Source organism: Paenarthrobacter sp. TAF1, assembly GCF_052113825.1.
Classification (GTDB): domain Bacteria; phylum Actinomycetota; class Actinomycetes; order Actinomycetales; family Micrococcaceae; genus Arthrobacter; species Arthrobacter nicotinovorans.
On sequence record NZ_JBFRDO010000013.1, the window covers coordinates 89,029 to 101,199 of the forward strand.

The 12,171-nt window shown below is 63.1% G+C and carries 10 protein-coding genes and 1 pseudogene; 4 read left to right on the forward strand and 7 right to left on the reverse strand.

The annotated features are described in order from the left end of the window. Positions 1-54: 54 nt before the first annotated feature. The 3 genes from AB4Y81_RS16170 to rraA all read right to left on the reverse strand — a co-directional run bounded on the left by AB4Y81_RS16170 (position 55) and on the right by rraA (position 4,119). Positions 55-1,527 carry a sugar porter family MFS transporter gene (locus AB4Y81_RS16170; RefSeq protein WP_441996259.1) on the reverse strand — a complete coding sequence of 491 codons (1,473 nt, stop codon included), beginning with the start codon at positions 1,525-1,527 and terminating at the stop codon, positions 55-57. 334 nt (positions 1,528-1,861) lie between these two features. Continuing rightward, positions 1,862-3,514 (reverse strand): MDR family MFS transporter, encoded by a 1,653-nt coding sequence (locus tag AB4Y81_RS16175; RefSeq protein WP_018780177.1) that lies wholly within the window; start codon positions 3,512-3,514, stop codon positions 1,862-1,864. A 131-nt stretch (positions 3,515-3,645) separates the two neighbouring features. Next, complete coding sequence (rraA, locus tag AB4Y81_RS16180; RefSeq protein ID WP_018780176.1) at positions 3,646-4,119, reverse strand: ribonuclease E activity regulator RraA; 474 nt, start codon at positions 4,117-4,119, stop codon at positions 3,646-3,648. 156 nt (positions 4,120-4,275) lie between these two features. Between rraA and AB4Y81_RS16185 the strand changes: the two genes are divergently transcribed. Continuing rightward, positions 4,276-5,580, forward strand: a complete 1,305-nt coding sequence (locus AB4Y81_RS16185) for an MFS transporter (protein WP_413306386.1) — start codon at positions 4,276-4,278, stop codon at positions 5,578-5,580. 2 nt (positions 5,581-5,582) lie between these two features. Here AB4Y81_RS16185 and AB4Y81_RS16190 read toward each other — a convergent pair whose 3' ends face one another. The 3 genes from AB4Y81_RS16190 to AB4Y81_RS16200 form a co-directional block, all read right to left on the reverse strand. Then, entirely contained in the window at positions 5,583-6,584 is a 1,002-nt protein-coding gene (locus AB4Y81_RS16190) for an FG-GAP repeat domain-containing protein (RefSeq protein WP_431229810.1), read from the reverse strand. A gap of 153 nt (positions 6,585-6,737) precedes the next feature. Continuing rightward, a complete protein-coding gene (locus AB4Y81_RS16195) occupies positions 6,738-7,883 on the reverse strand; it encodes an FG-GAP-like repeat-containing protein (RefSeq protein WP_064723650.1) in 1,146 nt (381 codons plus the stop codon). 48 nt (positions 7,884-7,931) lie between these two features. Next, a complete protein-coding gene (locus AB4Y81_RS16200; RefSeq protein ID WP_441996260.1) occupies positions 7,932-9,059 on the reverse strand; it encodes an FG-GAP repeat domain-containing protein in 1,128 nt (375 codons plus the stop codon). A 200-nt stretch (positions 9,060-9,259) separates the two neighbouring features. On the opposite strand from AB4Y81_RS16200, the gene AB4Y81_RS16205 reads away from it, so the two are divergent. From AB4Y81_RS16205 to AB4Y81_RS16215, 3 genes are all read left to right on the forward strand, one after another. After that, entirely contained in the window at positions 9,260-9,868 is a 609-nt protein-coding gene (locus AB4Y81_RS16205) for a TetR/AcrR family transcriptional regulator (RefSeq protein WP_018780171.1), read from the forward strand. 320 nt (positions 9,869-10,188) lie between these two features. Further along, positions 10,189-11,379, forward strand: coding sequence for an NAD(P)-dependent malic enzyme (locus AB4Y81_RS16210; protein WP_039243276.1), 1,191 nt, complete (start codon positions 10,189-10,191; stop codon positions 11,377-11,379). A 100-nt stretch (positions 11,380-11,479) separates the two neighbouring features. After that, on the forward strand, positions 11,480-11,983 hold the full coding sequence (locus tag AB4Y81_RS16215; protein WP_018780169.1) for a DUF456 domain-containing protein: 504 nt from the start codon (positions 11,480-11,482) through the stop codon (positions 11,981-11,983). 47 nt (positions 11,984-12,030) lie between these two features. Here the strand turns inward: AB4Y81_RS16215 and AB4Y81_RS16220 are convergent. Beyond that, a pseudogene (locus AB4Y81_RS16220) lies at positions 12,031-12,171 on the reverse strand (IS30 family transposase); the annotation flags it as partial.

A 12,171-nucleotide genomic window follows, 5' to 3' on the forward strand; every position in this document is an offset into this window, starting at 1 on the left:
AGCCACCAAGCAAAAGAAGCCCGGCGGATATGATCCGCCGGGCTTCTTCGTCTGCTATTTGCCTTCGTCCGAGGTGACCGGAAGCGGCGCTACCGGCGCCCCCTTCGGGACGAACAGGGTTTCCGCCTGTTCCAAGGACATGCCATTGGTCTCGGGCACCTTGAACATCACAAAGAAGAACGACGCCGCGGCGAACGCTGCGTACATGGCGTACGTCAGGGGCAGCGAACCTGCCGCCATGATGGGGAAGCTGAGCGTGATGGCAAAGTTGGCGATCCATTGCGCGGCGGCTGCCAGGCCCAAAGCGCGTGCGCGGATCCGGGAGGGGAAGATCTCGCCCAACAGCACCCACACGAGCGGTCCCCACGAGGCGCCGAAGCTGATGACGAAGATGTTCGCCGCTACCAGGGCGATGGGTCCCCAAGCACCCGGAAGGGTGATCTCGGAGCCAGTGCCGACCGCGGAGGAGAAGGCCAGCGCCATGATCCCGAGCGATACTGCCATGCCGATGGAGCCGGTCAGCAGGATGGGCCGGCGGCCAATCCGGTCCACCAGTGCGATGGCCACGAGCGTCACCAGGATGTTGGTGACGGAGGTGGCCACGGAAATGGTCAGGGAGTCCTTTTCCTGGAATCCAACGGCCTTCCACAGAGTGGTGGAGTAATAGAAGATCACGTTGATGCCGACGAACTGCTGCAGCACGGACAGGATGATGCCGATCCACACCACGGGCAGCAGGCCGAAGCGGTTGCCGCGCAGAGAGCCCTTCTTGGTGGAGAGCTTTTCCTGCTGGATGGATTCGCGGATCTCGCGGATGTGCCGGTCGATGTCGTCGCCCGGAATGAGCTTGTTGAAGATGGTGCGGGCCTGGTCTTCCTTGCCGTTGAGTACCAGGAAGTGCGGTGACTCGGGCAGGCGGAAGGCGATCCAGCCGTAGATGGCGGCAGGCACGGCGCAGGCGATGAACATCCAGCGCCAGGCTTCGATCCCGAACCACAGCGTTCCGTCCGCGCCGCCGGCAGAGTTGGCCAGGACCGCGTCGGAGAGCAGCGCCGCAAAGATACCCGTGGTGATGGCCAGTTGCTGGAGCGAGGCCAAACGGCCGCGGACGTGCCGCGGGGAGATTTCCGAAATGTAGGCGGGGGCAATCACGGATGCGAGCCCGATGCCGAGGCCACCTACCAGCCGCCAGAAGATGAGGTCCCACACGCTGAAGGCGAGGCCGGTTCCGATGGCGCTGACCAGGAAGAGGAGTGCGCCGATCTTCATTGCGGGGATGCGGCCGTACCGGTCGGCAACTTTACCGGCCAGGTAGGCGCCCACGGCACAGCCGAGCAAGGCAACGGCGACGGCGAAGCCGGTGAGAGCCTCGCTCATGGCGAACTCGCCCGCCATGGCATCCACCGCACCGTTGACTACGGACGAATCAAAGCCGAACAGGAAGCCGCCAACTGCGCCGGCGACAGCCAGGCCGATCACCTTCCGGGAAACGTGGGGCGCGCCTGCTTCGGTGCTGGGACTGGACATGGGTCTCCCTTGGGAAAGATGTGTGGGAATGCGGTGCGTGACGTCGTCGGCTGTTCCGACGGGGACGCCGGTGCACTCGCGCTACACAGTGTGGCACGTCATATCCGCCAAGTTCCAGTCAAGTGATGGACGTGACATGCATTCACTTTCTTAACCCATTCAGCCCTGATCACGGGCTGTGTGTTCGCTGGGAGTCCGTGAAAGGTGCTCGTCCGGACCTCCAACCCGCTCCTTGAGTCTACAAATTGAACACAAAGCACGACGACGGCCCTTAAGGATGGTGCCATCCTCAAGGGCCGTCGTCGGGAGGTATGCTGCTTGGTTTCGCGGGGAACTAGTGGGCCGGAACTGAATCCTTTGCGGCAGCCTTGGGATCCGTGAGCTTCTTGTTCGGCAGCGCGAAGCTGATCAGGAAAGCGATGATCATCAGGCCCGCAGCGGTCAACATGACCACGTCAATTGCCTGTGCAAAGCCTTCAGTGATTGGCCGGGTCAGCGTGCTGTTGGCCGAGTGCAACCAGCTGGTGTCGTTCAACGAATCGTTGTTGGCACCGTTCTTGAAGAAGTCGAACAGCTTGGCGTTCGCAGGATCCGAGGCCACGGCAGGGTCCCGCATGACAGCTTGGTAGTCGGGGCTGGATGCTGCTGTTTTCATGCCGTCTGCGATCTTGTCCGCGGCCGTGCTGAACAGCATGGAGATGAACACTGCCGTGCCGACGGCGCCGCCCATGGAACGGAAGAACGCGGCCGTGGAGGTGCCAACGCCCATGTCCTTGGGTGGGACGGATACCTGCATGGCAAGGGTCAGCGGTTGCATGCAGAAGCCGAGTCCGACGCCGAAGAACACTGCGATCAGTCCGGGAACCCACAAGCCGGTGTCGACGCCCAGGACAAGCCCCATGACCGTTGCTGCGCCTGCAAGCACTGCCGTTCCCATGATCGGGAAGATCCGGTATACACCGGAGTTGGAGATGGTGCGGCCGGCGGAGATGGAGCCGAAGAGGATGCCCACGGTGAAGGTGATCATCATCAGGCCTGCCTCAGTGGGAGTAAGGCCCTTCACCAGCTGCAAATACATGGGCAGCATGGCGATGGCACCGAACATGCCGATACCGATGATGAAGTTCAACAGCGAGGACAAGCCGAACGTGGTGTTCTTGAAGAGACGCAACGGAATCAGCGCGTAGTCGCCGGCACGCTTCTCGGCGAGGAGGAACGCCACGATGCCGATGACGCCCAGTCCGTAGCAAAGCCATGATCCCGCGGAGGACCAGCCCCAGGTGCGGCCTTGCTCAGCTACCAGGAGCAGCGGAACAATCGCCAAGGTGATGGCGGCTGCGCCCCAGTAGTCGATCTTCTGCTTCACGTGCCTGACCGGCAGGTGCAGGTACATGAAGACCACCACCAGCGCGGCAAGGCCGATGGGGAGGTTGATGAAGAAGACCCAGCGCCAACCGTCGAAGCCCAGGATGTTGGCTGAACCGGCAAAGGCACCGCCAATGACAGGGCCAAGGACAGACGAGATGCCGAAAACGGACATGAAGTAGCCCTGGTACTTGGCCCGGTCCTTCAGGGCAACGATGTCGCCGATGATGGTCAGGGCCAGCGCGAGGAGACCGCCGGCGCCCAGTCCTTGGATGCCACGGGCGATGGCAAGCTCCGTCATGGAGTGGACGGAACCTGCGTACAGGGAGCCGGCGAGGAAGATCAGGATGGCCGTGAGGTACAACGGGCGGCGGCCAAAGATGTCGCTGAGTTTGCCGTACAGCGGGGTGCTCACCGTGGAGGTGATGAGGTACGCCGTAGTGGCCCACGCCTGCAGGGACAAACCGTCGAGGTCGTTGGCGATGGTGTAGATGGACGTGGACACGATGGTCTGGTCCAGCGAGGACAGGAACATGCCGAGCATGAGTCCCACCATGACGGTGAGCGTCTGACGATGGGTCAGGACCTCACCAGCAGCCCGAACGGGCGTGGAATTGGACATATCTTCTCCAGAGATGGCAGAAAAGTGGGATTAAGCAGGATAGTTGCTTTCAGTAACTATCCTAACGCCCCGATCATTCCCAGCGGGAGAATATTTCTTGGCCGACCCTCTTCAAGTCTCCTCCGCTCACCTCAGCGTTCCAGGAGGATTCCGTCCGGATCGCTGAAGATCATCACCCCGGGACGGATGCGGACATCGTCGATCACGAGTTCCACATCGACCTCGCCGGCCCCCGTCTTGGCACTCTTCCGGGGGTTGCTTCCGAGGGCTTTGACGCCCAGGGAGAGCCGGGCGATGGCCTCACGGTCGCGAATGGCTCCGTAGATGATCACTCCGGCCCAGCCGTTTTCCACGGCGCTTTCAGCGATCATGTCGCCCATGAGGGCAGTCCGCAATGAACCTCGGCCATCGACGACCAGGACTGCTCCGTCGCCGGGCGTGGCCAGGACTGATTTCACCAGCGCATTGTCCTCATGGCACCGGATAGTACGGACGGGGCCGCTGAAATGCGTGTGGCGTCCAAGGTTCTGGAACTGGACAGCAAGGGACTCGAGTTCCTCACCGCGTTCGTCGTAGAGATCTGCCGTATTTACATGCTGGCTCATGGTGCTTCTCCTCCGTGGGTTTGAGGCCACACTAACGCGCCACACGGGCTGCTCGGGTGCGTATTTCGGGCTATGTGAATAAACGACGCGACGGCGGTTCAGCGTCACTCCGCCACGCTAGGCTGAATTCACACATTCAAATGAGGGGAACCTGCCATGAGCTTGTCCGACCTTCCGGGGCCGGTACCGGATCCCGCTGTCGTCCGTGGCGGCACCACGGCGCTGGCTGAACCGGTTAAACCAGTCCGCCCTGTTTGGGTCACCGGCGTGGTACTGGTCAACCTGGGCATCAACGCAGCGTTCTTCGGTCCGCTTCAGGTTCTCCTGGGCCAGCAGGCTGCCCACTTTGACGAGGGCCAGAAGGAGGCCATCCTGGCCTTGGTCACCGGCTGCGGTGCTGCAGTTTCCATGGTGGCGAATCCCCTGTTCGGCGCCTTCAGCGACCGGACCACATCCAGGTTTGGGCGGCGGGTTCCCTGGGTTCTGATGGGAGCAATCCTCGGCGCCGTTGCCCTTGTTGCCCTGGCGGGCGCGCCCAACGTAGCTGTGATGACTTTGCTGTGGTGCCTGGTGCAGGCGGGAGCCAACGCCATGTATTCGGCCATTACCGCCGCCGTCCCGGACAGGGTTCCCGTGCCGCAGCGCGGAACTGTTGGCGGCTTGGCCGCCATGGGCCAGACGGTAGGTATCCTCGTGGGCGCCGTGATCGCCGCCGTCGTCGCCGGAGACTTCGCCGCAGGTTACTGGGTGTGCGCCGCAGCGCTGCTGGCCGGCGTCGTGCTTTATCTCTTCAAGAGTGATGACCAGCCCCTTCCGCCCCAGGAGCGGCCGCCGTTCAGCCTGTGGCCGTTCCTCAAGGGTTTCTGGGTTTCGCCGAAACGTTACCCCGACTTTGCGTGGGCCTGGCTCACCCGGCTGCTGGTCAGCACGGGCAACCACATGGTGACGATCTACTTGCTTTTCTTCCTTACCGATGCCGTTCATTTGAAAGAAACTGAAGGAATCGAGCCCGAGTTCGGCGTGCTGGTCCTGACCGGGCTGTACGCAGTGATGGTCATCATTACTAGCGTCCTGGGCGGTCGCTTGAGCGACCGGACGGGAAAGCGGAAGCCCTTGGTCATAGCTTCGTCCGTCATCATCGCTGCAGCGTCACTGATTCTGGCCTTCGCCCCGACGTGGATTGGCGGCCTGGCGGGAGCAGCTGTCCTCGGAATCGGCTTCGGCGCCTACCTTGCGGTGGACTTCGCCCTCATCAGCCAGGTCCTGCCCGCGGCTTTGGACCGAGGCCGGGACCTCGGTGTCATCAACATTGCCAACTCGCTGCCGCAAATTTGGGCGCCAGGGATCGCTTACCTCCTCGTGAAAGAGTGGCACGGCGGCTACGTCTCGCTGTACGTAGCCGCCGCAGTCATTGGGCTCCTGGGTGCCGTGTTCGTGGTGAAGATCAAGAGCGTCGAGTAGGCCTAGAAGACGTAGTTCATGACGTTCCAGCCGCTGCCGACTACTGGTTGGCCTTTCCACTTGAAACCGTAGATGCCCCGGGAGCTGAAGCCAGAAGGATCAGCGAGGTACATCGTCAGCTGACCATTGGGGCTGATGCCGTAAACATCGTTGTAGCCATCGCCGTTGAAGTCACCGGCAACCCCAAAACGACTGAGCGCCTCCCAACCCCGCCCAATGACTCCGTCGTAGCCGCTGGGGTGTCCGTATTCAAAGAAGAGTCCGTTGCGCGAAGAGGAACGGACCTGCAGGTCCCCAAACCTGTTGCGGCTCAGGACCACAGCCTCGGGTGTGCCATAGAAATGCCCCGCACCGGCAGAGTCCAAGCCCTCCCAGGCGGAACTGACCTTGCTTGGTGAGAGCCAGCCGCCTCGCCCGTTCCCCGGGTAGAGGAACACGTTGCCTGCTGCATCCTGGGCGAGGATGTCATTGGTGCCGTCGCCGTTTAGGTCGCCGGGTGCGATGAGGTTGACGAAACCCTGCCAGCCCTGACCGATCTGGAAGGCCTGCTTCCAGGCTCCGGCACCATTGCCTTGGTAGAGGAAGAGCCGTCCGTAGCCGTCGCGGCCCATGACGTCCACAGTTCCGTCGCCGTCGAAGTCACCCGGTGACACGAGCAGGTTGTAGATGTGCCAGCCATTGCCGATGACACGCGGAGCCTGCCAATTGCCTCGTCCGTCGGTGGGGTAGAGCAGGAGCCGGCCAGCGGCGTCGCGGGCGAACAGATCGAAGGTGCCGTCGCCGTCGAAGCCCTTGGAGCGGGGTGCCGCTTCGATCGGCATGGCATCCGCCGTTTCGAGGCCGGAGGTTGTTTGAATGGCGGCGGTTTCGAAGGTCGCTGTTGCTGCGGATGCAGGCAGCGCCGAGGCAAGCAGCCCAGCGGCAACCAGTGGAACAGTGAGAAGCGTGAGCAGTCGTCGAGGACTGCGGCGCGCAGGCGCGCGCAGGGCAGGTTTGAAGCCCAAGGATTCCCCCAAGAAAATAAGGCGGCACGGAGACGGCCGAAAGAGATCAATTGGGATGACACTACCGCCTGCAGCGGCGCCGGGATAGAGGGCCCCGTTTATGACGAAGGCCCCGTCCGGATATCTCCGAACGGGGCCCTCAACGAAGTGTAACTAGAACAGGTCGGTGAACCCGCCCCAACCCCAGCCGACCACAGCGCTTCCGGTCCATCCGGCGGCTCCGTTGCCGTAGTAGGCACGCAATTGACCGGAACTATCGACGGCGAAGACGTCCAGCTTTCCGTCGGCGTTGATATCGCCCGCGCTGCCGATCTTGCTCATGCCGCCCCAACCCCAGCCGACCACTGCCGTGCCGCTCCAGCCACCCGCGCCGTTCCCGCTGTAGAGCCTGAGGTTCCCGGCGGAGTCGCGGCCCAGGACGTCCACGTTGGTGTCGCCGTCGAAGTCGCCAGGAGTGATGAGTGCATCCAACGCGTTCCAACCCTGGCCGATCACGGTTCGTGGCAGCCAGCCGCCGTGTCCGTCGCCGGGGTAGAGGTAGAGGACGCCGTTGGCATCGCGGGCCATGATGTCGTTGTTGCCATCGCTGTTGAAATCGCCCGGAGCTACGAGGGAGGTGAAGATGTTCCACCCCGTCCCTACTTTGCGGGGGCCATTCCAGCCGCCTGAACCATTGCCGCTGTAGAGGTAGAGGCCACCTGACGAGTCCCGGCCCAGGACGTCGTTGTTGCCATCGCCATCGAAGTCACCCGGAGACAACACGGTGGGGAAGATGTTCCATCCCATGCCTACGGTTCGTGCGGGTTCCCAGGTGTTGTTGGTCCGCGGGTACATGAGAAGGGCGCCGTCGGAGCGTCGGGCGAGCAGCTCGAAGGCACCGCGGCTTGTGAAGCCGTTGGGTCGGTTGGAGGCCGAGATCGGTGCGGTCTCCTCGCTCGCTACCTCCATGTCCTCGCACGGGTAGGCGGCCACGAGGTGCGCGGCGATGGTTTTACCGCGGTCCTCTTCGCCCAGTACGTAGTTGGGCCAGGTGGGGTGGTCTGTGGCGACTTCGCCGTCCCTGGTCCAGTAGATGCGGGTGTCCGGCCCGGCTCCTGCGCCGCACCCCTTGTAGGCGTACGGGTCCCACGTGACGGTGAGGGTGGAGCCGACGAAAGGCGCGCCGGTGATGACGGGTGGTTCAGGATCCATGGTGGCCATGGCGGGTGCGGGCCCAACAATCACGGCAGCGACGATCGCAGCCACTGTTGCGGCAACCGCTCGACGCACGCCAGACCCCAGGCGTGATGGAGCGTACATTGTGTCCTCCCCAGACTTTATGAAGTTAATGGTACAGCGTCCGGGTTTTTAGAAGATTGCTGTGAACCATCCAAAGCCTGCGCCCACGGCCTCGGAACCTTTCCAGCCCGCGCGACCGTCGCTGTAGTACGTCAGCAGGCGGCCCTGCTGGTCCACGCCGTAGACGTCGGGGAGCCCGTCGCCGTTGAAGTCGCCGGCAGCGCCAACGTACTTGAGTGCGTTCCAGCCAACGCCGATCATCCATGAGCGCGACCATCCGCCTGCGCCATTGCCCGTGTAGACGAACAGGTATCCGTTGCTGTCGCGCGCCAGCAGATCCACATTGCCGTCGCCGTTGAAGTCTCCCGGCGTCACCAAAGCGTTCATCACGTTCCAGCCGGTCCCGACGGCGGTGCGCGGCAGCCAGCCTCCCGCGCCATTGCCGGGGTACAGGTAGAGGGCGCCGCCAGGCTCCCTGGCAAGGACGTCGTTGTTGCCGTCACCGTTGAAATCGCCCGGGCCGATGATTGAGTCGAAAATGTTCCAGCCGTTGCCGATGGCACGTGCCGGTTTCCAGCCGCCGGCCCCGTCACCGCTGAAGAGGTAGAGGCCGCCCACGGAATCACGGACGATCATGTCGCTCTTGCCGTCGCCGTCGAAGTCCCCAGGTGAGAAAGCCAGGTTGAAGATGTTGAAGCCGTAGCCCACGGTCCGCGCAGCATCCCACCCTGTGCCGTTGCGGCCATACAGGAGCAGCGATCCGTCAGAGGCCCTGGCAAGCAACTCGAAGCTCCTGCCGGTGAACCCTGCCGCGCGGTTCACGGCGCCGACAGGCCTGGTCTCGGCGCTGTGCAGGGATTCTCCACCGCAAGCGGTCTTGCTGGCAGTAACGTGCACGGCCATCCTGGAGCCGGTGTCGTCCGCCTCCAGGTTGTAGCTCGACGTCGTCTCCCCGGCCACCAGGAATCCGTCCCGGGTCCAGTAGATCGAGTAGTCGGGGCCTTTGCCGCCACCGCAGCCGTAGAAGGTGTAGGGGCCGATATCTGCGGTCAGCTGTTTGCCCACGAAGGCTTGACCGTTGAGCAGGGGATCGGGTCCGTTGCTGGGCGCTGCCGACGCCGATAGGGAACCAAATGCCATGGCCGCCACTGTGGCGGCCAGCAGCGCCGCTGCCATCCGGCGTCGTATTGTCCCCATGCGTTTCCTCCTGCGGGTTTCAAGTCTGCATGAAAGTGTATGCGGGCGGCCCGCTATTTCCGGGAGCGGCGGCCGCCGGGACCCCGGGGGACTCTCAGGGAACGGTCAAGAAGCTCCCGTATCATTGATGCGATCGGCCAGCCGGTGGTCTTCGCGCCGGCCGGCCGCCTCCTTGTCAGCCTGCCAAGAGATCGCCGGAAATGCCCGTAACCAACTCACTGGAACCGTACTCCCTTGACCTGACCACGGGGCTTCCCCGTATGGCTGCCGCGCCCACCACCCCGCGGCAGCAGTTGCGCTATGCCCGCATCCTGAAAACGGCCGCAGGGTTCGCCCAGCGTCAGTTCGATACCTTGAGCCTCTCCGACGTTGCTGCCCGCGCCGATGTCCCGCTGGGAACCCTTTACCGCTACTTCCCCTCCACCTCCCACCTCATGCTCGCCGTCTACAGGCAGCAGCTCAGGGAGCTAATGGAGGGCGTCCACCAGCGCGGCGCCAAGGGTCACGCACTCGCGGGTTTGATGATGGAAATCTTCCATCTCCGGGTGATGCAACCCGGTGTGGAGCACTGCCTGATCCGCCCGGCGGGCAAGGATGACGACACCGCCCAGTTGCTGCGGGAGATCGATGCCCTCTCGGAAGAGGTGGTGGGTTCGCTCAGCAAGGATGCGGGCAAGGACACTGTGAAGGCCAGGATTCTCCTGCACCTGGTCAGCGGCCTGGTCCAGGCCGTACGTTGCCGGAGGTTGTCCCTGTTTGAGGCGGAGAAGGACCTGAAGCGCGCCTGCTCACTCATGACCGGCGAATAGCCACGGCCGAAGAGGTCAAGCAAAGTCGGCGGTCGAATGACAACAGCCTCCGGTGGTCTAGACCGGGTGGCGGCCAGAATGCGCTTTTTTGTATGTAGTGGGTCACATTTTGGCTAGGTTGAACGTTTTACTCTCGAATCGTCTCTCTTGGTATTGAATCTTGTACCCTCAACGCTTACCTAGGCTGGAACTACCGAAGCGGCTAGCAGCCCCCTATCTGCAGAAGCAACGCCGGACCAGCCACCCTTGGTCCGCCATAGCAGTTCTGTTCCTGCCCGAATCATGCCGTGGGTCCACGGCTAGCCTGAGGAGACAAAGACGTGTCCATCGAGACAATTGCAACTGACAACGACGCCCTGGTACTGACCGAAGAAGAGATCTTCGCAGCCCACGAAGGCGGCAAGCTGACGATTTCCAGCACCGTTCCGCTGAACAACAAGCGTGACCTCTCCATCGCTTACACCCCCGGCGTGGCCCAGGTGAGCCGCGCAATCCACGAGGACCCCAAGCTTGCCCGCACCCACACCTGGGCCGAGCGCCTGGTTGTCGTGGTCAGCGACGGCACCGCAGTGCTGGGCCTTGGCAACATCGGCCCCAGCGCCTCCCTGCCGGTGATGGAGGGCAAGTCCGCCCTCTTCAAGTCCTTCGGCGACCTCGACTCCATCCCTTTGGTACTCAACACCACCAATGTGGACGAAATCATTGAGACCTTGGTCCGTCTCCGCCCCAGCTTCGGCGCCGTGAACCTCGAGGACATTTCCGCTCCGCGCTGCTTCGAACTCGAAGAGCGACTCATCGAAGCCCTCGACTGCCCCGTCATGCACGATGACCAGCACGGCACCGCCGTCGTGGTCCTCGCAGCCCTGACCAACGCAGCCAAGGTGACCCAGCGCGAACTCAAGGGCCTGAAGGTTGTTGTCTCCGGTGCAGGTGCCGCAGGCATCGCCATCGCCGAGATCCTCCTTGCTGTCGGCATCGAGGACGTGATCCTGCTCGACTCCAAGGGTGTAGTCAACGCCGACCGTGCCGACCTCGTGGCCGATCCCGGCAGCGTCAAGGCCCGCATGGCCCAGCGCACCAACCCCCGCGGTATCAGCGGCGGTCCCGGCGAGGGACTGACGGGCGCCGATGTGTTCGTGGGCGTTTCCTCCTCCAAGCTGGACGAAGAGCACCTGAAGCTGATGAACGACCAGTCGATCGTCTTCGCACTGTCCAACCCGGATCCGGAAGTCCTGCCCGAGGTTGCCCGGAAGTACGCGGCCGTTGTTGCCACGGGCCGCAGCGACTTCCCGAACCAGATCAACAACGTCCTGGCATTCCCCGGCATCTTCCGCGGCGCACTTGATGCCAAGGCCCGCCGGATCACCCCCGCCATGAAGATCGCCGCTGCGAACGCCATCGCTGAGCTGGCAGCCGAAGACCTCTCCGCGGATTACATCGTGCCGAGCCCGCTGGACGCACGCGTGGCACCCGCGGTCACCGCGGCAGTTGCCGCAGCCGTCACCGAATAGCGGCTACTGCGCAAGACCGACGGCGACGCCTCCCGCGCCAGGGAGCGTCGCCGTCGTTGTCGTTAAAGGCGCATGGATCAGCGGCCCATAGACTTGGGCCATGAACGCCGAACTCATCGTGACCATCCTGTGCGGCCTGGCCATTGCAGTCGGCGTGGCCGGCACCATCATCCCTGTTCTGCCCGGCAGCATCCTTATCGGCGCGAGCCTGCTGGCGTGGGCCATCTGGGGTGGTGCGGGTCCGGTTGGCTGGGTGATTTTCGCCGTCGGGATGGTCTTTGTGGTTGCCGGGATGGCAGCCAGTGCCGTGCTCACGGGGCGCAAACTGAAACAACACGGCATTCCGAGCAGGTCGGTACTGATCGGGGTTGTCCTGGGTGTCGTGGGCATGTTCGTCATTCCCGTGGTGGGGCTCTTTGTGGGCTTCGCCGTAGGCCTTCTCCTCAGCGAGGTCCAGAGGACCCGCAACTTCCAGGCCGCTGTTCGCTCCAGCGGGGCGGCGCTCAAAGCAACGGGGATCGGCATCCTGGTGGAGTTCGGTCTCGCGTGCGCAGCCGCGAGCACGTGGATCATCGGAGTGTGGATCAACGCCGTCAACGGTTAAAAGCCCCCGCCGAGTTGGCATTAGGTGACAGTTCCAAGCTGGCGGTTTCAGCTTGCTAGTGCAACACCATCGATTAGTTTGGTCAGTCTTTCAGTTGGGGTGTCCCATTGGAGTGTTTGACGCGGTCGGATGTTGAGCAGGTGCTGGGTGTGGGCGAGTTCTTCGTCGCTGACCTGGTTGAAGTTCGT

What these genes read in the sequence shown, in the direction of transcription:
- AB4Y81_RS16175 (WP_018780177.1), bottom strand. Translation starts at nt 3,514, where the DNA reads ATGTCCAATTCCACGCCCGTTCGGGCTGCTGGTGAGGTCCTGACCCAT.
- AB4Y81_RS16185 (WP_413306386.1), top strand. Translation starts at nt 4,276, where the DNA reads ATGAGCTTGTCCGACCTTCCGGGGCCGGTACCGGATCCCGCTGTCGTC.
- AB4Y81_RS16205 (WP_018780171.1), top strand. Translation starts at nt 9,260, where the DNA reads ATGCCCGTAACCAACTCACTGGAACCGTACTCCCTTGACCTGACCACG.
- AB4Y81_RS16195 (WP_064723650.1), bottom strand. Translation starts at nt 7,883, where the DNA reads ATGTACGCTCCATCACGCCTGGGGTCTGGCGTGCGTCGAGCGGTTGCC.
- AB4Y81_RS16170 (WP_441996259.1), bottom strand. Translation starts at nt 1,527, where the DNA reads ATGTCCAGTCCCAGCACCGAAGCAGGCGCGCCCCACGTTTCCCGGAAG.
- AB4Y81_RS16215 (WP_018780169.1), top strand. Translation starts at nt 11,480, where the DNA reads ATGAACGCCGAACTCATCGTGACCATCCTGTGCGGCCTGGCCATTGCA.
- AB4Y81_RS16200 (WP_441996260.1), bottom strand. Translation starts at nt 9,059, where the DNA reads ATGGGGACAATACGACGCCGGATGGCAGCGGCGCTGCTGGCCGCCACA.
- rraA (WP_018780176.1), bottom strand. Translation starts at nt 4,119, where the DNA reads ATGAGCCAGCATGTAAATACGGCAGATCTCTACGACGAACGCGGTGAG.